This window comes from Pedobacter aquatilis (assembly GCF_032678425.1).
GTDB lineage: Bacteria > Bacteroidota > Bacteroidia > Sphingobacteriales > Sphingobacteriaceae > Pedobacter > Pedobacter aquatilis_B.
Window position 1 is genome coordinate 252,926 of sequence record NZ_JAVTSG010000001.1, and the last position, 20,166, is coordinate 273,091.

Genomic DNA, 20,166 nt, shown 5'->3' on the forward strand with positions numbered 1-20,166 from the left:
ATAGTTTGAATACTTCTTTTCTATTTCATTATTTGGCGTTTATATAAATTTTGTTTCCTTGTTTACGATAGTCTAAATTTCCGGGTGTGCAAATAATGATTAACACATCCTCCAGTTTATCGCCTTTAAATTGTGCGTAAATACGCGTATCAGCAGTAGCTTGGTCGGCAAATATTATTTTTACCCCATACATATTTTCTATTTTAACCGCTGCATCACTCAGTTTATCGTTGCTAAAAACAAGTGTTTTGCTCATCCAGCCTAACACATTTACACTGTCTAAACTGCGTTGAAATACCCGAAGGCTGTTTCTGTCAAAAGAAAGCTCCTGACCAGGTTTGAGCAAGTAAGCATCTTCTTTATCATCGTTAAGATTAACCTCAACTTTACCTTCAAGCAGGGATACGGTTGTTAAAACCTGATTTTTTTTAGCATTTACATTAAAATGCGTACCCAATACTTTTACAATTAAATCGGCTGTTTTAACGTGGAAGGGTTTGTGTGGATTTTTGCTCACCTCAAAATAAGCTTCACCATCTAATTCTATATTTCTTTCATTTCCATTAAACACAGCCGGATAACGCAAAATACTTTTTGGCCCTACCGATATTTTAGTTCCATCGGTTAAGGTTATATTTTTCATTTCGCCAGAACGTGTGCTTACCATGTGCATTTCTGTTGAAGTGGCATTAAATGGGCTAAGAAAATAATATGCGCCAAATGCGACGATTAATATTGCAGCTACACTGGCTGTGATAATCCTCCATTTAAAAGGAAATAGCCCTTTGATTACGGTGCCTTCCTCCTCCTCAGATTTTATTCTGGATTTTAACCTTGCAAGTGCATCTGCACTTTCATCAGTTTTAGGTAAGGCTGTATATTGCCAGGTGAGTTTAATCTCCTCAAAAGTTTGCTCGTTCTTTGCAGAGTCTGTAATCCAATCTGCCAGAATTTCGTTTTCTTCTGTAGTAGTTTGCTTTTGCAGGTATCGTGTAATTAATAAATAAATTTCTCTTTCTTCCAAAATCTGTGGTATTTATAAGGAAGACGAAAAAGGATAATCACATCCTTACAATATTAATTACATTTAACAAAAAGGTAATATGATTAACAATTACTTAACACTAAGAAGGAGAATTGTAATGACGAAAGTTTTCTTTCAGGAATTTTAAAGCACGATACATATGGGTTTTTACCGAGTTTAAAGAAATGCCGAGCATTTTAGAAATTTCTTCATAAGAAAGATGGTCGTGTCTGTTCATGCGAAAAACCAACTCCGTTCTTTCAGGCAACAAGGCTATCATTTGATGAATATCCAGATGCAACTCTTTGTACATCAACACCTCATCAGGAATCTGATAACTATCAATCGGTTTATCTTCAATTAAATCTACCTGAACAAAAGCACGAATCTTGTGTTTACGGAAATGATCGTAAACCTTGTTTTTAACTGAAGTGTATAAAAAAGAATTAAGCGCAGTGTGCACTGAAAGCATTTTTCGACCTTGCCAAAGCTTAAAAAAAACGTCCTGAACTAAATCCTCTGCATCGCAATCAGATGAGTGAAGCAGTGATTTGCAAAAGCGGATTAAGCCAGGATAATATTTCGTAAACAATTGATCAAATGCCTTTTCATCATCATTACTCAATTGCAATAAAAGCTCAAAATCTTCAGTTTGGTTCATGCTCATAGTTAAAACAAAGCTAAAGGTCACCTGTTAAAGTGTGATTAAAATAAAGTTAAAAAAAATAGTGATGCAAACAAGCAATGTAAAATGGAGCAGTTTAGCTTAGGACATCCATTAGTAACCTCTATTTTTTATGAAATTTATAACCCTTACACAAATACACATAAAACTTACGTACCGGACGAGAATTCTGATTAATGATGATTGGATTTAATTGTGTTACAGAATTGAAATAAGGTTTCAGTATATCACTAGCGACAGTTTCCTTTTCTCCGTTTTTAAATCCCGGGTCAGAATCTATAAAGATGGCAGCTTTTCCCTTTAATGCCGATAAATCTGTACCTATAAAATCAAAATGCAAAGCCTGCTGTCCGATAACGTTCTGGCCATAAATAAAAGAATTATTGTAGAGATTCAATTCTGCGGTTGTTTTATAGCCATCAGCAGAAAAAATAAAATCGGCCTTATATTTACTTTTAAGTGAATTTGCCTTTTCTGAAAGCGATTTCCATCCTACCCATGTGTCATCAGATTTTATTGGAAGTGGATAAAAAGCTAACTCCACTAACAAACCAATATGTACAATAAAAGAAAGGATAATTTGTATTTTAATCCACCTTTTATCAATCATACTTCCAGCCAATATTATTCCGGTGATGTATGATGGCATCATCCAGTTAATTTTAATCCAATAGATTGGAGATAACAGTAGAAAAATTAAGAATATTGGAAGAAAAAACGACAGTAAAAAAATACCTGAAGCAGTAATTTCGCTTTGCTTTGAGGCATAGTTTCTAATCAATTTAATAATAGAAAATATGATTACAATAAAAAGTACTGGCATCAATAATGCTAGTTGATGCCCTAAAAATCCAACAAATAATTGTGGTTTAAAGTTTAATGCAGCTGCATCTTGCATCCGTTTACTACTTTGAAAAGCGAAAGAGGCAAAATGGTTTTGTATGTTCCAGATGATTACCGGAGAAGACACCAAAACCATAATTAAACCACTTAGCCAGGGCCAGAATGTTAAAAGGTATTTACGATGAGCAGAAGATAAAAGCAAAAAGAGGAGCATACCTGCCGGGAGGAAAACAGCGGTATATTTACTGTCGAAAGCTAAACCCATCAAAACTCCGGCAATGAGCCAATATTTGCGCTTATGGTTAAATATTGCTTCGTAGAGTGCAATTAAAGAAACTGTCCAGAAAAAAAGTAATGGCGTATCTGGAGTAGACACCAAAGAAAGTATGCTCACCATTAACGTACTTAAAAAAAGGACCATTACCTTTTCAGTTTCATCTTTAGGAAAAATGCGGATACTTAACTTGTAAACCGCAATACAGGTTAATGCCGCTAAAAAGGAATCAGCCAATTTAATTGCAAATACATTTTTACCCAAAACGGTAGTAAATAACCATAAAAGGTATGCAATTGCCGGAGGATGATCGAAATAGGAAAGACTTGGATGCTGCGAATAAAAGAAATAGTAGGCATCCTGAGGCATTGGTCCCATTATCCAAATGGAAATAAAACGGATTAGCATAATGCCAATCAGCATATAAAATGAGCTTTTTCCAATTGAAGATTGGAGCCTGTTAAAGATATTCATCTATTGAGATTTATTTATGATGAAAACGCTGAAAATATAACACGCATTAAAGCCTGCCAGATAGCATTAAACCTGCACCACCAGGTTGATAATAAGGCATCAATGTGAATTTTGAAGTGTGTTTTTGATTAAAAACCTGTTTGATGTATGGATAAACCAGATAAGCAATTTTTGTTGAGGCTATGCCAAATCCGGCTCCGGCTACAACATCGCTAAACCAGTGTTTATTGTTGTACATTCTTAAGGTTCCAGTTGCGGTAGCCACGAAATAACCTGCATAACCAATCCAGGGATTAACATCTTTATATTCCTGATGCAAGAACTCCGCAGCCATAAAAGCAGAAGCCGTGTGACCAGAAGGAAATGAATTGTTTCCACTTTCATTTGGCCGCATTCTACCAACCCCTTGCTTAACAAAATGCGTTGATAAGCCCATTACTGCTGCTGATGTAGCGTAAAGCATAGTCGCATCGAAAAGATTGTGCTTGCCTTTGATACCAGATAAATTTAAAGCATAAACCGCCGCTGCCGGAGCAAATTGCATGTAATCATCTACATGCGCTGCAAACAATGGATGATCTTCCTGCAATTCAGCCTTTGTACTCATATCAAGCTGATGAAGTGCGCCTTTATCATAAACCGCAGCAAAACCATAACCAGCCAAAACCGCTGGCGCAATAAACGAAACAACATTAAACTTCTTTTTTTGCACAACATGCCCGGCGTACCAATTGCCAGTTGTATCAACGGTTGTTGTATTTTTTAAAGAATCAGCTTCTTGTGCTTTTGAAGATAATGTTGCCGCAAAAAGCAGCAAGATTAAGGGGACGATTTTAAGCATATTAAGGCTTTACAGGATTACCCTTGGCATCAAATAATAAATCCTTTCCTTTTACCTCCGCTTCATACTGTACCGTTCCATCAGCTTTCGTAATCTTTGCCCCTTCAGAAATTTTCACTCCTTTTAATTTGGCCATTACTGCTGCAGGAAATTCTGACGGTTTAATTGAAACTTCAGTCTCCACAAGAGAACCAGATGCTACATAAACTTCTGAAGTTTCGATACCTTTTAAGATAAATTCTGCTTCGTAGTTCTGCTTTTCCATTTCCCATTTTGCTTTTACGCCAGGATGATTTTTTGTGAAAGCAGTTTTAACTGCAGCAGGCACTTTTGCATCTGCAATTTTTTGGGCGAATGAAATGCCTACAACGCCACCCATAAGTAGAAAAACTCCAAAAATCTTTTTCATAGTCTTAATTTTTAATCAAAACTATAAGGCAAATATGTAGTAATTCTGAAGTTGAGACCTTTTTAAAAAAGAATCTTAAAAATATGTAAATCTGCTTCTTTCGAGTAAACAATCTGATAACCATACAGGTTACATACTTGCTTAGAAATCGCCAAGCCAAGGCCCATTCCTTCAGATTCGCCTGATTTAGAAAACCTATCAAAAAGCCTGTCTTTTATGTTATTGTCTTTTCCGTTGTTAGAAATGATGAGCGCAGCCTCAGTTAATTCAATGATTATTTTACCATTTGGAATGTTATGCCTTACCGCATTGCTGAAAAGATTATTTAAAAGTATATCAGCCAGGTAACGACTCATCACAACAGTTTTGTTTTCCAGTTTGGATTCAACCTTTAATCCATCCCGCTCGAAAAGCTCTTGAAATTGTCTTTTTTTCGATTCCAGAAGCTCTTTTAAATCTACTTCCTGTACATCAGGTATTAAATTATTCTCAATTTTCGCCAATAATAATAAGGATTGATGAAGCCTTGAAAGCCTACCAGTTGCCTGATAAATATCTTCTAAAAGCTGCCCCTGTTGTTCCGTAAATGCATCTGTTTGCAATAATGAATCGAGTTTAGAATTGATAACAGCCAATGGGGTCATCATTTCATGCGAAGCATTATCTGTAAAACTCTTCAACTCCTTATAATCTTTCTTTACACGCTCGGCCATTGCATTAACCGATTGATTAAGCTCAATAAATTCATCAATATTGGTTGGCTCTTGCTTAATATTTTCCATCCTGCTTACCTCAAAAGTTTTCATATGCTTAAGCACTTGGTAAAATGGTTGCCAAAGTCGGTTTAAAACAAATCGGTTTATTAAAAAAAGCGACCCAAGTAAAATTGCGGTAACGCCTAAAGTGATAAGTAAAATAACCCTCAATAAATCTTCTGATTCTACTTTAGACTTGGTAATTGTAACTTCAACAACCTGCTTATTTAAGCGAAGCGAGGTCACCAACCTACGCCCGGGTTCCAATTCATTTTCTTTTGAGTTGAGGTATTCGATGTCACTAAATTCTCTTTTTACAATGGACGCGGCAGTTAAATGCCGATATGAAATTTGCTGTTCGAGAAAAATTCCCGGAAGCGGTAGTTCTTTAAAATTCTGGGTGTATTGCTTAATCTCATTCTCCTCAACTTCCAAATCCTTATCCAGCTTATTTGTTAGAATTAAATGAATCACCAGGTAATAAATAATGCCCGTAATAATCAACACAACTACCGAAGCCGTAATATTTACCCGATTATATTTTGAGGCTAATTTCATATCGCAATAAATTTGTACCCAATACCATAAACCGACTTAACGTAATCCTTTGCGCCTGCTTCGGCCAGCTTTTTCTTTAAGTTTTTTACATGCGTGTAAATGAAATCAAAATCATCAGATAAATCCATTTCATCTCCCCAAAGGTGCTCGGCCATTGCATTCTTAGTAACCACTTTGTTTTTATTCGATAAGAAATAAACAAGCAAATCGTATTCTTTTTTTGTTAGGATAACTGGTTTTTCATTTACGGTAACCTTCATCGCGGATACATCTACGTTAATTTCTTGAAAGCGGATGATGTTGTCGCCATCAAAGTTTTTACGCCTAACAATAGCACTAACCCTGGCTTTTAATTCTGAAAGATGAAAGGGTTTAATAAGATAATCATCAGCACCCAAATCAAGTCCCGAAAGTCTGTCATCTAAAGAATGACGGGCAGAAATAATAAGCACACCATCGCGTTTATTCAGTTTCTTTAATCTGGTTAACAATTCCAATCCTTCTCCACCCGGCAATCCTAGGTCTAGCAAGATGCAATCGTAGCTGTACAGCTCGATTTTTTCACTCGCCGAATGAAAATCTGCAGCATGTTCACACAAATTTCCTTCGCCGGTAAAATAAGCTAAAATACTTTCGTATAAGGCCTGCTCATCTTCTATCACCAAAATTTTCATAATGTAAAATAGTAATTCTGTGGTTAACTTAACCTATTCTGCTCGCAAGTTTCGCTATATTTTTATCTTTATTCTTTTGAAGTACGCCTTGCCCAAACGCAGTGAAATAACTGTGACTTTCAAGAAATTTAAGGTTCAAAGCATCCCATTCTTTACTACTGAAAACTTTATCGAGCTTTAGTTCCCATTCCTGCTTAAGCTTTAATGCAAAAGCGGGATAATCAATCAATGAAAAATGATAAAAATCTGCATCACAAATTACTTGCTCCATTAAATTCTTTGGCCGTTGTGGAAATCTGGTAGCCAAAATGCAATCGATAACAACCTTTATTTTTTCCTCAGATAATCCGTTATTAGCTAAAAAATCTTTGGCTATTTCGGCACTCAACTCTTCGTGACCAATGTATTTTTCTGTGTAACCAACATCATGCAAAAAAGCGGCAAGTATGAGCAAAAATCTTCCTTCGACAGTCAAACCTGCGTCCCGCCCAATAAGCTGAACAGCCTCTACAACCAGCAAAGTATGTTCAAGATTATGAAAATGCATATCATTACCCAGGCTTTCAAAACGCTTTACAACGAAATCTTCCACTTTAGTTAACAATACATCCGAATACGCTTGCATATCAATATTTTCTACAATATTAAAAGCTAATTCTGAAGAAAAACTGTAGATGGCGATATCCAATACTAACGAACTAAGTATCACTTTCGTTATTTTAATTTATTTTAAATAAAGCTACTTTTGTTTCGATATTTATCCTGCAAATTTAAACAAACCCAGTGCCACCAAAATCTATTCCCGATAAAAAGAAAAAAGGTCAATCTACAATTAAAAAAATATTGGCATTTCTACACCTTTGGCTTGGTTTGGCTGCTGGCGCCGTGTTAATTGTTGTTGCCTTAACGGGAAGCATTTTATCTTTTGAAGATGAAATTGAAGCCATCGTTTACAAAAGGGAATTCCAGGTTAAACCCGAAGGCAATCTTTTACCGATAGATTCATTAGTTACAATTGCAAAAATGAGTTATCCAAAGAAAAAAATCTTTAGGATGATGATTTCGAAAAGCCCTGAAAGCAGTGTTAAAGCTACATTTGGCACCAAAAAGAAAGGTTACGATTATGTTTACCTGAATCCATATTCTGGGGAAATTATTTCAAAAGGAAAAGAGAGCAAACGCTTTTTTGCAATTGTGCTTAATCTTCACCGATATTTGTTGGCGGGCGATACTGGTAAAGCCATCACCGGAATTTCTTGTGCCATTACGCTTTTTATGGCGCTAAGTGGTTTGTATTTGTGGTGGCCAAAAAATAAAAACATCTTAAAACAACGCCTTGTTGTAAAATCTGGTGCATCATTTAAACGCACCAATTGGGATTTACATGCCGTTGGTGGCTTTTACTCTATGATTTTTTTGGTAGTAATTACCCTTACAGGCTTGGTTTGGAGTTATGATGCCGTTGAAAATCTAATGCTCGTTACTTTTGATGGTAAGGTTTCAAAACCTGAAGTGATTAAGCAAACCGCAGGAAAATTAAAGAAAGCAAAAGGTATTTACTCAAAAATTGTAGCCAAAACAGATAGTATCTACCCCTATAATGGCGGCATTACCCTGAATTTTCCTGATAAAAAAGATAAACCAGTTTTGGTTTCAAAAGAGAATGAAAGCGAAATCGTTAGCACTGTAAATCAGCTTTATTTTGATAACCGTACAGGAAATTTAATTACAGAGCGCACATTTGGTTCTTTAAGTACAGGAAATCAGGTTCGGAAACTAAACAAATCCATTCATACCGGAAGTATTTTTGGTTGGCCAAGCAAGTTACTGATGTTTATTGTTGCGCTGTTAACTGCATCATTCCCGATTACAGGTTTGTTAATTTATCTTGGTAAAGGAAAAAAGAAGAAAAAAGACACAATTTAAACATTAAAAAAAGGGTATTTCGTTCATCTCGAAATACCCTCTTTTATTCCTTAGAATCTCAATATAAAGTTTCCGGTGAATCTGGCTGGAGATTGTGGTGTCAACCTTACCGACCATGCTTTTTCACTGGTTAAGTTATCAACTTTAAAACCAATTCTGAATTTAGAATGGTCATAAAATATACTGGCATCAAATATTTGATAAGCCGGAATAATAAACTTTGAATTGTAAGTATTTGTATGATAAGATTTATCACCTGAATTACCTCCAAAACCTGCGCCCAAACCTTTCAGTTTCCCTTGCGGAAAACGGTAACTTACCCAAAAGTTAATCGTATTCGGCGGACCTGATTGCCCCGGACGAAGTCCGTTATTTCTGATATCACTTGCATCAGTTACTTTACTATCGTTGTAGGCATATCCGGCCACAATGTTTAACCCTGCAAAAGGATTAGCAGTTAATTCTACTTCCAGTCCTCGGCTTAATTGTGAACCATCCTGAATACTGTAGTTTGCATCAACCGGGTCAGGGCGTAAAATATTTTTTACCTTGATGTCATAGTAGCTAATTGTTCCAACAAGTTTATGGTTAAAAATATCGGCTTTTGCGCCAAATTCTAACTGATCTGCATATTCCGCTTCAAAGCCACTTCCATCTCTCTTGATACCACTTTTGTTAAAGAAACCATTCATATAGTTACCAAATAATGAAACTCTATCTTTCAAAACCTCGTAAACTAAACCAAATTTCGGCGAAAGACTGGTTTGGCTATAAGGTCCTGCCTGCACACCGCCAACACCTAAACCACCAGAAGTTAAACCTGTAGAAATGTTGTAAACGCCTTTATATTGATAACGGTTAATTCTTAAACTAGCCATTGCCGTTAACTGGTCTGTAATATTGAATACGTTTGATGCATAAGCCGCGTAAGTATTATCTCTATTGGTTTCCTTACGAAGTGTTCCTCTGGAAGTTAATGAATCTACCTTAAACTGGCTTACGCGATAACTCGCCGGAGTATTAACAAAATCAACATCCGGAAGGTTAACCGTAACACGGTCGAAATCATTAAAATTATTGTAATAATCTAAACCAACAACTAATCTGTTTCTATGTCCGGCAATCTTAAAATCGCCAATAAAATTTTGTTGTAAATCGGTCGCGATAAACTGCGTGTAACCAACAATAACATTCGGACGAATTGTGGTTTCGCTTCTACCGTTTAATGCGGTAATATCTCCGCTGATAGATGAACGTGCCCTTGATAAAATGGTTTGTGAAGTCCATTCATCAGATATTTTGTAATTGATTTGACCAAAGATATTCATCATTTGGGTTTTATAAGTCAAATCGTTGCTTAAAAAGGTTTTGTTGTAGGGGAAATTAATATCTGCAATTGAGCGTTCTACACTGGTTTGTCCGGCTGGTACAGCTACGTAAGGGTTCAAACGCACAACAGATGTTCCTTTTGCCTGACCAAATTCTACATCTAGTAACAGAGATAATCTATCAGTAATCTGATAAGAAAAACTTGGTGCAGCGCTCATGCTGTTGGTGTACCCTAAATCCTGAAAACTATGTTCCCAGGTTGTTGCACCATTTAAACGAAAAAGTGCAGTTCTATCTTCATTAATCGGGGTATTAACATCTACCGTTAATCTGTTTAAATTCCAGCTTCCTGTTGTAAAACCCACTTCGCCACCAAAACCATTATAAGGTTTTTTAGTAACACGATTGTACAAACCGCCATAACTACTGGCAATACTGTTGCCGAAAAGCGTAGCTGATGGACCCTTAATGGCTTCAATACGTTCTAAATTGGCTGGGTCGATAAAAGAAAATGCAGCTCCTGCAACACCATTTCTGGCGTTTGGCTCGGTATCGAAACCACGAGAACGGAAAGTAACCCTGCCCTGGTTGGCAATCATTGGTATGCCCGCTCCAGGTACATTTTTAGCAATGCTACCCAAATCCACAGCCATTTGCTCTTGAAATAGGGCTTTCGGAACAGAATTATAAACCTGAGGATTTTCTAAATTTTTTAAAGGCAAACGAGCGATGTAAACACTCTCCTTCTGCGTAAATTTATTCGTTGTACCTGCAACCGTTACCTCTTGCAAAGCTTGTACGTTTTCTTTTTCCAGTTTGTAATCAAGTTTCGCTGTTTCGCCTTGCGATACCGTTACAGTTAAATCTTTCTGTGGATTACCCAATAACTGAAAGCGAATGGTGTATTTGCCGGGTGCAACATTATTGAAAATGTAAGTTCCGTCTTCATCAGTTAAGGTTGATTTTCCGGTTTCCAAAACCGAAACGGATGCAGATGCGTAAGGCTGACCATCCACCAGCGTAACCTTTCCCGAAATCTTACCAGGACCTTGGGCAAAGCCAGAAATGCCCACCATAAGCAAGCATAAAGTAAATAATAAGTATAAGTGTTTCATTAAACGATTTTTTAGGATTTCTAAATATTGGCGGCAAATATAGAAACTTAATTTATAATTAGTCTAAATTAGCGCAATACACCTAAAATTTAACACTTACTCTATGAAAACGCAGTTGTTGCACCTATGGCGGATGCTTTTGTAATTTACACCTAGATAATTACCGGCCTTATTTTCTACCCAATCTAATCGGATGTTATACATTCCATCCTTATTCCCTAGAAAACTAGCCGCACCATTTTTGTCCAAAACTAATTCACGCTCCCAGTTCTCCGGATTAAAAACCCTTATTTTTGTGCCTTGATTTTCGGCAGTTCCATTGCGAAAAGCGGTAAAAGAAATTTTATTATCGTTTCTTACTGAAATAATATCCAGAAACTGCTGTGGTTTTTGCTTTAAATTAGAATCATCACCAATCTGGTATGCTCCGCAGAGGTAATCAATCGGTAAAACATTTTCACCGCCTGTAGCCGAGCGATCAACAACCGGATGTGTATCATTAATGCCAAAAATTCTATAGCTGCCGTTTTGATTTGGTGTAAAATAGGCTTCCCAACAATCTTCTTTTTTCACAAGCTTAAGTTTTTCATTTTTCCCATTGGGATAAAGAATAGAAAAGCGAAAATCACCAGCCAAATCAAGCTCTTTTCCCTTATGCCTATGCCTAATGCCAGCATCATCTATGTTGCCATAAATAACCCGTACGGTAACCTGTTCGTTTATCTTGTTCGTCCCTTTTATTTCCATCCAGTAAGCAGCAGCATTAGCCAAAAACGGACAAATAATAAGGTTTATGAACAAGCAAATTTTTAAGGCGTTAAACAGGGATGTTTTCATTTTTCAAATCTAAGCAGATAATGTGGCAAAATAAATTGACATGTAACCATCGTATACAATTATTATTAAAGTCATCAATCTCGTGTATCTTCAGAATTGCAACAGAATCTCCCGGCATCTTCGTGTTATTATTAAATAAATTTCATGAGATACATATTTTTTCTGCTATTCATCCTCACCATTAATTACACAGCAAAGGCACAAACCAGTGCAGGTAAATACAAAATAACCGGAACGGTAATAGATGCAACCACTAAAACACCTGTTGATTTTGCAACTGTAACCGTTTTTAAACCCGGTACAAAAACGGTTGTTAACGGCATTAGCTCTGATGAGAAAGGGAATTTTATCATCACAGGATTAGCATCAGGTACTTATCGAGTTACGGTTGATTTTATCGGTTACAAACAAAAAGCCTTTGAACCGGTGAACATTACAACTTCGCAAATAAATTTGGGCACTATTTTATTAGAATCTTCAGTAGATCAGTTGCAATCGGTTACGATAACGGCTAAAACACCTGTTATCGAAAATAAAATTGATAAAACTATTTACAATGCGGCCAACGACCTTACCGCACAAAATGGAGTGGCACTCGATGTACTTAAAAAAGTCCCGATGGTAAGTGTTGATATTGATGGAAACGTAGAGTTGCAAGGCAGCGGAAGCGTTCGCTTTTTAATCAATGGAAAGCCTTCGAGCATTTTTGGCGCAAGTTTGGCCGATGCACTACAGTCTATTCCAGCAAGCCAGATTAAAAGCGTTGAAGTAATTACAAGTCCGGGGGCAAAATACGATGCGAATGGCACGGGTGGTATTATCAACATCGTTTTAAAAGACAATAAATTACAGGGAATTAATTCAAATATTAATTACTCAATAGGCACAAGAATACAGAATGGTTCGGCTAGTTTAAATGTAAAGAAAGGAAATTTTGGTGCGGGTGTATTTTTTAGCGGAAACCAGCAATTTAACACCATAACGCAGAGTTCTTCGGAAAGGCTTTCGTATAATAACCGTAGAGATACCATTAATAAATTTTTTCAGGATGGCGTGAACCCACAGAAAAGAAGCAGTTATCAAGCCGGATTAAACCTAAACTGGAGCATTACACCTAAAGATGAAATTACGGCAACATTGGGTTATAATCACTTTAATAATAATACACTTGGTACAACAAATCAAATCCAGCAATACCTGTTAGTGGCGTCCGGAAATTTGATTTCCGATGTGAGAAACCAAAGGAACTCAATCAGCAATTTTAACGCAAATTCTACCGATGTGAGCCTCGCTTACAAAAAAACTTTCGCAAAAGAAGGTCACGAATTAGACTTCTTATACAACGGTAGTTTTGGAAACAACCTCGTTAATGCTTCACAGGTTTCTAATTATTTATCGGGAAATTTCCCGAATACAGGGTTAAACAGCACCAATCCAGGTAAAGAAAATGAAACCGAAATCTCTGTAAATTACACGCTTCCGATTACAGAGAAATTCACTTTAGAAAGTGGTGCAAAAGCGCTTATCGACAACCTGAACAATACTGTTATAACCGATACTTTATTGGCAAACGGCAATTACATCAACAATGCCAACCAAACTTATGGTTTCAATTACAAGCGAAATGTTTATGCGGCTTACCTCTCGGCTTCTTTTTCACTTTTTAAAGATTTTATCACCGGAAAAGCTGGTTTACGCTATGAGAGAACCGGAAAGGTTGAAAATTTCTCTGGTGCATCAATTGCAGGCTACAATACTTTTGCACCATCATTTACTCTACAGCATAAATTAGGCAACAATCAATCCATCAAACTGGCTTATACCTACCGTATTGAAAGACCCGATTACGGTGATTTGAATCCATTTTACAACATCAGCGACCCGCATAACATTAGTACAGGAAATCCATTACTGAAACCCGAAATAGGCAATAATTTTGAACTTGGCTACAGCAAAACTTTTGAAAAAGGCGCAAATATTTATTTCGCTGGATATTACAGACGAAATACAGATGATATGCAACAACTCACCACTTATTATGATGTACTCAACATTAATGGTGTAGAATATTCGGCTGTAGCATTAACGCAAAGGATGAACCTTGGTTCGCAAACCAGTATCGGCGCAAGTTTGTTTGCCTCGGTTCCGGTTACAGAAAAACTTAACCTGCGCACCAATATTCAAGCTGGTAATAGAAGCAACGTTGCTCCCGGACTTGCAAGCGTTAGCACTTTCGCTTACCGGGCAAATTTAAATGCCAGTTATCAATTTGGAGGAAATTTATTGGCAGAGGTATTTGGAAACTATAACTCACAACAAAGAAATTTTAGAAGCACCAGACCAGCCGTTTTTAACTATAGTTTAGCCATTAGAAAGCAATTTTGGAATAAAAATGCAAGCATTGGCTTAACCGCAGCAAATCCTTTTAACCGTTACCTCACTCAAACCCAAAGCAGTTTCGGTCCAAACTTTAACCAAACGAATATCAGAATGATTCCTGTACAATCCTTTGGCTTAAGTTTATCTTATAAATTCGGCAAACTCCAATTTAAAAAGGATACGAAAGAGGATAACGCTCCGCAATTACCAGATGTTGGCGGCGGCGGAAAATAAACAGAAACCCATTAACAATTAAACAACACAAGCTTAACTTCAAGAAAATACGTCATTACTAACTTGTATCAGCACTTGTCTAAGTTATTTTTTTAAAGATGACCAGACAATAAAAGATTTATTGATTTTAAAACATCAAGTTATGCGAAATCCAAAAGATTCGATAATAAAAACAATAACGACTAAATTAGATAATCTTGTTGATTTTGATTTCAGTCGTTTCAAGCTGCCGAGTTTGGTTACTAAACTTAAGCCATTGCTTTTTAAAAATAAAAATTGCTATTACGCTATACTTCCAATGGCCGATGTAGACAATATCGAAGGTTTTGGCCAATCACCTGAAGATGCTTTAATTGACTGGAATGACAGAATTAGTGCGCATTTACTTAACTCATCATCAGCTTTGCGTAATAAACTGATGGGAAATGAACCTGAACGGTAGCAAACAGAAAACGTTAATGAATCATCAATTATTTCCCGCTATAGCTATCCCTCATCATTTTGCTGCATCACATTCGATGATGGCATGCAGATTTGTGGTCAAAACACCGGCAGAATGTATGCTTTCGGAGTTATTTTATTTTTTCCTTTTGGTGAAAAAAGGCGGCAAGGTTTCAACTCAAGAGTTAACTCAAAAAATATACGGTTGCCAGCTACTTGCCTTTTGTTATCTGGGGGATAAACTGGTGGGCATTTCTGCCATCAAAATGCCAAGTAGGGCCTACATTTTACAAGTTCATGCCAAAGCTGGCATTACCCGCAATATAAATAACTATAGCTTTGAGCTTGGATATTCGTTTACTGAACCGGAGTTAAGGCAAATGGGCATCAGCAGAACCTTAAAGGAAATGCTTCAAAATAAGATTAAGCACCTGCAAGGCACAATATTTTCAACTACCGCAGTACCAACAAGTCAGCGCTACTTATTATCCCAAGGTTTTATCCCCTGCGGAAATCCTTATAATGGTATTTTTGATGATGGAATTGTATATTTTGAAAAACAGCTTTCCTGAAAAAACCAATTTTGTAACTGATATTTGAACCGGTATGTATTGGTACGAAGCTGAAGTAAAACATTTAGAGCAAATTCCTCAGGTAAGAAAAGAAATATCGAAAACCATTTTTTATGGAAGCTCGACGATAAGATTATGGCATACGTTGGAAAATGATTTCCCCGAAAGAAAGTTAATTAACCTTGCCTTTGGCGGTTCGACACTGGCGGCCTGCGTATGGTTTTTTGATAGAATTATGACTGGTTATACACCAGATTGCTTCGTTTTTTATGCTGGCGATAACGATCTTGGTGATGGCCGGCATCCCGAGGAAATATTTATTTTCTTTCTCCAATTAATGGAAAAAGTAGAATTGCGCTTTGGCTCAATCCCTTGTTACTTTATTTCGCTTAAACCCAGCATATCCCGGTGGCACATGGCAGAGCAATTTAAGTACACCAATAATTTAATCGAAAGCGAGATAATTAAACGCAATGCCAACTGGCAGTTTATTAATGTTTTCAAGAAAATGTTAGATAAATCTGGCAACCCAAATCCTAATTACTATGACCATGACGGATTACACCTTAGCAACGATGGTTACAGGCTTTGGCAAAGCATTGTTCACGAAAAATTAGGATAATCATTATCATTTCTTAATATTTAAATAACAGAGCCTAAGTAACTTCCGTAAAGTTTTTAACATGCAAAGGGAGTACCACAAGTGGTTTAGCAACCAATTACAACGTGATATGGAATTGCTCATATTTGGGCATGGAGGAAGGGCGGTTATCATGTTTCCAACCCGGATGGCGAGATTTTTCGACTATGAAAATTGGGGCATTGTAAACACGCTTTCCAATCAAATTGAAAATGGAACCTTGCAGCTCTTCTGTGTTGATAGCGTTGATGGAGAAAGCTTTTACAATCAATCTGTTTTTCCATCAGTACGTATAGACAGGCATTTGCAATATGAAAGCTACATCATTGATGAGGTGATGCCTTTAATCCGCAAAAAAAATAATTCGGATTGGATAGAAACCGCGGGCTTTAGCATGGGCGCTTATCACGCCATAAATCTATCCATGAAATATCCTCAATATTTTAAAAAAACGGTTGGTATTAGCGGCAGGTACGACCTTACCGATGCTCCGGCACCTTTTACCGACCTGCTAAATGGTTTTAGAAATGAGCTTGTGTATTACAACATGCCAGCACAATATGTACCTAATTTGCAAGATGAAAACATTATTTCAAAAATTAAGGACATGGAAATTATTCTTGCCGTTGGAGAAACCGATCCATTTCTGGATAGCAATAAAAACCTGAGCAACCAGCTTTGGGAAAAAGGAATAAGCAACCACTTTTATACCTGGGATAGTAATGCACACCGCCCCCATTACTGGCGAAAAATGGCACCGCTTTATATCTAAGATTGCTATCGCCCAATACGAAAATGCTTATTTAGGGAAGCAATATCTTCATTTCTTAAAAGATTAGGGTCTTTAAACTGCTTTTCGAGCACATCTCTCGAGACCATTAAATATCCGGTTGTTGTATTGATTAAGATTTCATCTTCTTGCTCGTTCACCGAAATAAAATCTCCAATATTGGGCACAAATTCTGTTAAACGAATGAGGATTTCGTAGTAGATATAATGAGGGAATTTCATAATGCAAAATTAAGGAATGGTTAATTACATATTAAATTATCAATACATTAAAGTTAATTAAACAATTTAACATAATCTTAACTTTAATTCGGTTAAGCAATTGATAACCAAATCATTCAAAATCAGCATCAATTATTAACAGAAAATGTTCGAAAAAGAAAGGCGAGTGACAATAAAATGACACATTCTTAACTTTCTGATTAACTTACTAAAATACATTTGCAAAAAACCAATGCAAATGTTTAAGCGAATAAAGCGTTTACGCCTTTACTTCTTTAGCCTTTTAATGATTTTGACTTGCGCCACCATTTTTCTATTCAGTACAGAAAAGGTGAACGGATTTATATTGCTCAACATTTATCACACGAAGATTTTAGATGTGTTTTTCAATATCGTAACCAATTTAGGCGATGGTATTTTAAGTCTTTTGCTTGGTATTGTATTAATAGTATTAAGAAAAAAAAAGAAAGCATCTTGTCTGCTGCTGGCTTATGCATCATCAAGTTTAATTGCGCAAATCGCAAAGCGGATATTTAATTTGCCAAGACCAAGATTACTGCTTGAGCAGTTAAATATTGCTTATGCTAATTTTGTCACGGGTGTAACGCTTCACGATCATCATTCCTTTCCTTCAGGCCATACAACATCTGCATTTGCAATGGCAACGGTATTGGTATTGGTTTTTAAAAAAAACAAAATATCTACTGCATGTATTTTATTGGCGATTGTAGTGGGTTATTCACGCATTTACCTCGCACAGCATTTTCTGCTTGATGTTTTGGCAGGTGCAATTTTAGGTACAACTTGTGCGCTACTGAGTTATCACCAGGTTTACGATTTAAAACTATTCAGATCTAGAAAAGTGGCAAAACGACTGAAGAAATTACGTGTTGCTACGGCTAATTCCAATTGATGTTAAAAGCATTCCCCAAAAAATTATGGCTCTTTGTGCTTGCAATGGCCATCGTAAAAGTGATTATTGCGGCAAGTATTGGCTTAGGCAATGATGAAGTTTATTACTGGACCTACGCACTAAAACCGGAATGGAATTATTTCGATCATCCACCGTTTATCGCGTGGCTCATCCGGGCAACCACTTTAAACCTTTCAATCCATCAGGAACTAGCAGTAAGATTCGGCGCCATCTGCTCCTCCTCGCTCTGTACTTTTATTATTTTCAAAATCGGACAAATTATTGGTAATAACCGCGTAGCCTGGTACGCTGCATTGCTCTATACTGCTTCTTTTTACTGTAGCATTATTGCCGGAACTTTTATATTGCCAGATGGTCCTCAAATGGTATTTTGGCTTTGGGCCATTTATCTGTTCATTAAGCTAAACAAATCGGTAAGCAAAGGCAGTAAACCTTTAAAAATCTGGTTATGTTTTGGAGTGGCTGTAGGCTTGTGTATGCTTTGCAAAATACACGGACTGTTTTTATGGTTTGCAGTATTATCATTTGCATTGGTAAATCGCCCAAAAATCTTACTGGACAAAGGTTTATACATCGCCATTGGAATAACCATAATTCTTTTCTCTCCGGTATTAATCTGGAATTTTCAACATCATTTTATAAGCTATACTTACCACAGCGAGCGGGTTAACCTGATTCACCCAAGCTTAAATTTACTAAGTTTATCAAGGGAAGTTGCAGGCTCACTGTTTTACAACAACCCTGTTGTTTTTATATTGATTTGGCTTTCAGTATTGAGCCCCTTTCGTAGTAAGACTTATATTCAGAGGCAAGAACGACAAATTCTGCTCTACTTTGGCTTGCCATTGGTACTTACACTGCTTTTAGTTTCCTTATTTCGCGATACACTCCCACACTGGTCTGGACCAGGCTATGCTTGCTTAATCTTACTTGCCGCCTTAAAATTGGAAGAATGGACAATGAAAAATGCCAGGCTTTGGCTGAAGATTGCATTATTTCTGTTTTTTGCTATAATTACCGCAGGTATGTTAATTATCAATTTTTACCCAGGAAGTTTATCAGCAGAAAAAAGAACCTTATTTCATGGAAAAAACGACCCGACATTGGATATGTACGGTTGGAAAGAAACTGGAAGAATTGTTGATTCTGTCTACAGGCACAATAAATGGGCTGACGAAAAAATCAGTACCATCGTTGTAAACAAATGGTTTCCGGCCGCACATCTGGATTTTAATGTCGCTCAACAAGCTGACCTCCATACGTATGGAATCGGTGAAATATTCGATTTGCACCAATATACCTTTACAAATGCGGGAAAACACAGACCAGAAAAAGGCGAAAGCTGCATTTACATAGTTCCTTCAAACCTTTTTGATGATGAAGATTTTAAGAAAATAAGCGCACATTTTGTTAATTACAACCAACCGCTGATTATCCCAATATTACGCAGGAAAGAAGTTTGTAAAAACATCTTGATTTTTAAGCTCAATGGATTCAAAAATTAAACCCATCAAGCTTAAAAAGCGAAAAAACATTATTGGTTTGCAGGCAAATAATATTGTTTTATTTTTAATGGCAAACTAAATTTAGGGTCGGCTGGCGAACCAACAACCAAATCAGCTTCAACCAACCAATTATCAGGTTTTCCATTACCTTGTGATACTCTTTTGCCTACAATTTTACCATCAACCGGAACAATGCCAATTGAATAGCAAGCAGCACAATTGTTTCTTAATTTAACCAAACCTGCGTCAAAGCTTTCTTTACCCATCACAAAACTATTCCCAGCCATTGGCGCCATTATATATAACGAATAAGAAGTTTCCTTGATACCTGTATTCGCCCAAAAAACACGATACTGCCCTTTACTCAACAACAACTGAAAACCATCCATCCCCGAATTATCGGCATAAAAATAGTTACACATTGCTCCGCCCGGACATACAGTTAAGTCTTTATCGTCGATAATAACTTCTTCAACTGAAGCGTCTTTTTTACATCCTGCAACAGAGATAAGCAGAAATATAACAATTAGAGGTTTTAGATATAGTTTCATGATTTAAATTTTATTCAAAAACGAATTGAGATGAATAAGCGCTACATATCACAATGTTATCATTATGTTAACAAGCATCCAAACAACCAATGGCTCATTTATTTAAAAAAGTCACGTTAATGATACCGTTAATTAACATTTCGATAATCTTTTAT

20 protein-coding genes are annotated in these 20,166 nt (G+C 36.6%); 8 read left to right on the forward strand and 12 right to left on the reverse strand.

What is annotated here, in order from left to right; all coding sequences use genetic code 11:
* Nucleotides 1-28: 28 nt before the first annotated feature.
* The 8 genes from R2Q16_RS00980 to R2Q16_RS01015 all read right to left on the reverse strand — a co-directional run bounded on the left by R2Q16_RS00980 (nucleotide 29) and on the right by R2Q16_RS01015 (nucleotide 7,246).
* Nucleotides 29-1,024: a FecR family protein gene (locus R2Q16_RS00980; RefSeq protein WP_316734617.1), complete on the reverse strand. Its 996-nt coding sequence runs from the start codon at nucleotides 1,022-1,024 to the stop codon at nucleotides 29-31.
* A gap of 100 nt (nucleotides 1,025-1,124) precedes the next feature.
* Nucleotides 1,125-1,691 (reverse strand): RNA polymerase sigma-70 factor, encoded by a 567-nt coding sequence (locus R2Q16_RS00985; RefSeq protein WP_316734618.1) that lies wholly within the window; start codon nucleotides 1,689-1,691, stop codon nucleotides 1,125-1,127.
* A gap of 121 nt (nucleotides 1,692-1,812) precedes the next feature.
* Entirely contained in the window at nucleotides 1,813-3,300 is a 1,488-nt protein-coding gene (locus R2Q16_RS00990; RefSeq protein ID WP_316734619.1) for a glycosyltransferase family 39 protein, read from the reverse strand.
* A gap of 46 nt (nucleotides 3,301-3,346) precedes the next feature.
* On the reverse strand, nucleotides 3,347-4,141 hold the full coding sequence (locus R2Q16_RS00995) for a phosphatase PAP2 family protein (protein ID WP_316734621.1): 795 nt from the start codon (nucleotides 4,139-4,141) through the stop codon (nucleotides 3,347-3,349).
* Between the two features lies 1 nt (nucleotide 4,142).
* Nucleotides 4,143-4,550, reverse strand: a complete 408-nt coding sequence (locus R2Q16_RS01000; RefSeq protein WP_316734622.1) for a hypothetical protein — start codon at nucleotides 4,548-4,550, stop codon at nucleotides 4,143-4,145.
* Between the two features lie 62 nt (nucleotides 4,551-4,612).
* Nucleotides 4,613-5,863: a HAMP domain-containing sensor histidine kinase gene (locus R2Q16_RS01005; protein ID WP_316734623.1), complete on the reverse strand. Its 1,251-nt coding sequence runs from the start codon at nucleotides 5,861-5,863 to the stop codon at nucleotides 4,613-4,615.
* Nucleotides 5,860-6,537, reverse strand: a complete 678-nt coding sequence (locus tag R2Q16_RS01010; protein ID WP_316734624.1) for a response regulator transcription factor — start codon at nucleotides 6,535-6,537, stop codon at nucleotides 5,860-5,862. The genes R2Q16_RS01005 and R2Q16_RS01010 overlap by 4 nt, the downstream gene beginning before the upstream one ends.
* 28 nt (nucleotides 6,538-6,565) lie before the next feature.
* Nucleotides 6,566-7,246, reverse strand: coding sequence for an HD domain-containing protein (locus R2Q16_RS01015; protein WP_316734625.1), 681 nt, complete (start codon nucleotides 7,244-7,246; stop codon nucleotides 6,566-6,568).
* A gap of 74 nt (nucleotides 7,247-7,320) precedes the next feature.
* Between R2Q16_RS01015 and R2Q16_RS01020 the strand changes: the two genes are divergently transcribed.
* A complete protein-coding gene (locus R2Q16_RS01020) occupies nucleotides 7,321-8,463 on the forward strand; it encodes a PepSY-associated TM helix domain-containing protein (RefSeq protein ID WP_316734626.1) in 1,143 nt (380 codons plus the stop codon).
* A gap of 50 nt (nucleotides 8,464-8,513) precedes the next feature.
* On the opposite strand, the gene R2Q16_RS01025 is transcribed toward R2Q16_RS01020, so the two are convergent.
* Nucleotides 8,514-10,907, reverse strand: a complete 2,394-nt coding sequence (locus R2Q16_RS01025; RefSeq protein WP_316734627.1) for a TonB-dependent receptor — start codon at nucleotides 10,905-10,907, stop codon at nucleotides 8,514-8,516.
* A gap of 96 nt (nucleotides 10,908-11,003) precedes the next feature.
* On the reverse strand, nucleotides 11,004-11,744 hold the full coding sequence (locus R2Q16_RS01030; RefSeq protein ID WP_316734629.1) for a hypothetical protein: 741 nt from the start codon (nucleotides 11,742-11,744) through the stop codon (nucleotides 11,004-11,006).
* 144 nt (nucleotides 11,745-11,888) lie between these two features.
* Between R2Q16_RS01030 and R2Q16_RS01035 the strand changes: the two genes are divergently transcribed.
* The 5 genes from R2Q16_RS01035 to R2Q16_RS01055 all read left to right on the forward strand — a co-directional run bounded on the left by R2Q16_RS01035 (nucleotide 11,889) and on the right by R2Q16_RS01055 (nucleotide 16,782).
* Nucleotides 11,889-14,357, forward strand: a complete 2,469-nt coding sequence (locus tag R2Q16_RS01035; protein ID WP_316734631.1) for an outer membrane beta-barrel family protein — start codon at nucleotides 11,889-11,891, stop codon at nucleotides 14,355-14,357.
* Nucleotides 14,358-14,499: 142 nt separating this feature from the next.
* The gene (locus R2Q16_RS01040) at nucleotides 14,500-14,799 is read left to right on the forward strand and encodes a hypothetical protein (protein WP_316734632.1); all 300 of its coding nucleotides are present in this window, start codon (nucleotides 14,500-14,502) and stop codon (nucleotides 14,797-14,799) included.
* A gap of 16 nt (nucleotides 14,800-14,815) precedes the next feature.
* A complete protein-coding gene (locus tag R2Q16_RS01045; RefSeq protein WP_316734633.1) occupies nucleotides 14,816-15,370 on the forward strand; it encodes a hypothetical protein in 555 nt (184 codons plus the stop codon).
* Nucleotides 15,371-15,404: 34 nt separating this feature from the next.
* Nucleotides 15,405-15,992: a GDSL-type esterase/lipase family protein gene (locus R2Q16_RS01050; RefSeq protein ID WP_316734634.1), complete on the forward strand. Its 588-nt coding sequence runs from the start codon at nucleotides 15,405-15,407 to the stop codon at nucleotides 15,990-15,992.
* 61 nt (nucleotides 15,993-16,053) lie between these two features.
* Entirely contained in the window at nucleotides 16,054-16,782 is a 729-nt protein-coding gene (locus R2Q16_RS01055) for an esterase family protein (RefSeq protein WP_316734635.1), read from the forward strand.
* 5 nt (nucleotides 16,783-16,787) lie between these two features.
* Here the strand turns inward: R2Q16_RS01055 and R2Q16_RS01060 are convergent, their stop codons facing one another.
* Nucleotides 16,788-17,021 (reverse strand): hypothetical protein, encoded by a 234-nt coding sequence (locus R2Q16_RS01060; protein ID WP_316734636.1) that lies wholly within the window; start codon nucleotides 17,019-17,021, stop codon nucleotides 16,788-16,790.
* 238 nt (nucleotides 17,022-17,259) lie between these two features.
* Between R2Q16_RS01060 and R2Q16_RS01065 the strand changes: the two genes are divergently transcribed.
* Both R2Q16_RS01065 and R2Q16_RS01070 read left to right on the forward strand, forming a co-directional pair.
* On the forward strand, nucleotides 17,260-17,934 hold the full coding sequence (locus tag R2Q16_RS01065; RefSeq protein ID WP_316734638.1) for a phosphatase PAP2 family protein: 675 nt from the start codon (nucleotides 17,260-17,262) through the stop codon (nucleotides 17,932-17,934).
* The gene (locus R2Q16_RS01070) at nucleotides 17,934-19,460 is read left to right on the forward strand and encodes a glycosyltransferase family 39 protein (RefSeq protein WP_316734639.1); all 1,527 of its coding nucleotides are present in this window, start codon (nucleotides 17,934-17,936) and stop codon (nucleotides 19,458-19,460) included. The genes R2Q16_RS01065 and R2Q16_RS01070 overlap by 1 nt, the downstream gene beginning before the upstream one ends.
* Nucleotides 19,461-19,489: 29 nt before the next feature.
* On the opposite strand, the gene R2Q16_RS01075 is transcribed toward R2Q16_RS01070, so the two are convergent.
* Complete coding sequence (locus R2Q16_RS01075) at nucleotides 19,490-20,011, reverse strand: hypothetical protein (protein ID WP_316734640.1); 522 nt, start codon at nucleotides 20,009-20,011, stop codon at nucleotides 19,490-19,492.
* Nucleotides 20,012-20,166: the final 155 nt, after the last annotated feature.

Excerpts from the sequence above, each read along its gene's own strand:
- R2Q16_RS00985 (WP_316734618.1), bottom strand. The coding sequence starts at position 1,691 with ATGAGCATGAACCAAACTGAAGATTTTGAGCTTTTATTGCAATTGAGT.
- R2Q16_RS00990 (WP_316734619.1), bottom strand. The coding sequence starts at position 3,300 with ATGAATATCTTTAACAGGCTCCAATCTTCAATTGGAAAAAGCTCATTT.
- R2Q16_RS00995 (WP_316734621.1), bottom strand. The coding sequence starts at position 4,141 with ATGCTTAAAATCGTCCCCTTAATCTTGCTGCTTTTTGCGGCAACATTA.
- R2Q16_RS01000 (WP_316734622.1), bottom strand. The coding sequence starts at position 4,550 with ATGAAAAAGATTTTTGGAGTTTTTCTACTTATGGGTGGCGTTGTAGGC.
- R2Q16_RS01005 (WP_316734623.1), bottom strand. The coding sequence starts at position 5,863 with ATGAAATTAGCCTCAAAATATAATCGGGTAAATATTACGGCTTCGGTA.
- R2Q16_RS01010 (WP_316734624.1), bottom strand. The coding sequence starts at position 6,537 with ATGAAAATTTTGGTGATAGAAGATGAGCAGGCCTTATACGAAAGTATT.
- R2Q16_RS01025 (WP_316734627.1), bottom strand. The coding sequence starts at position 10,907 with ATGAAACACTTATACTTATTATTTACTTTATGCTTGCTTATGGTGGGC.
- R2Q16_RS01030 (WP_316734629.1), bottom strand. The coding sequence starts at position 11,744 with ATGAAAACATCCCTGTTTAACGCCTTAAAAATTTGCTTGTTCATAAAC.
- R2Q16_RS01035 (WP_316734631.1), top strand. The coding sequence starts at position 11,889 with ATGAGATACATATTTTTTCTGCTATTCATCCTCACCATTAATTACACA.
- R2Q16_RS01040 (WP_316734632.1), top strand. The coding sequence starts at position 14,500 with ATGCGAAATCCAAAAGATTCGATAATAAAAACAATAACGACTAAATTA.
- R2Q16_RS01045 (WP_316734633.1), top strand. The coding sequence starts at position 14,816 with ATGAATCATCAATTATTTCCCGCTATAGCTATCCCTCATCATTTTGCT.
- R2Q16_RS01050 (WP_316734634.1), top strand. The coding sequence starts at position 15,405 with ATGTATTGGTACGAAGCTGAAGTAAAACATTTAGAGCAAATTCCTCAG.
- R2Q16_RS01055 (WP_316734635.1), top strand. The coding sequence starts at position 16,054 with ATGCAAAGGGAGTACCACAAGTGGTTTAGCAACCAATTACAACGTGAT.
- R2Q16_RS01060 (WP_316734636.1), bottom strand. The coding sequence starts at position 17,021 with ATGAAATTCCCTCATTATATCTACTACGAAATCCTCATTCGTTTAACA.
- R2Q16_RS01065 (WP_316734638.1), top strand. The coding sequence starts at position 17,260 with ATGTTTAAGCGAATAAAGCGTTTACGCCTTTACTTCTTTAGCCTTTTA.
- R2Q16_RS01070 (WP_316734639.1), top strand. The coding sequence starts at position 17,934 with ATGTTAAAAGCATTCCCCAAAAAATTATGGCTCTTTGTGCTTGCAATG.
- R2Q16_RS01075 (WP_316734640.1), bottom strand. The coding sequence starts at position 20,011 with ATGAAACTATATCTAAAACCTCTAATTGTTATATTTCTGCTTATCTCT.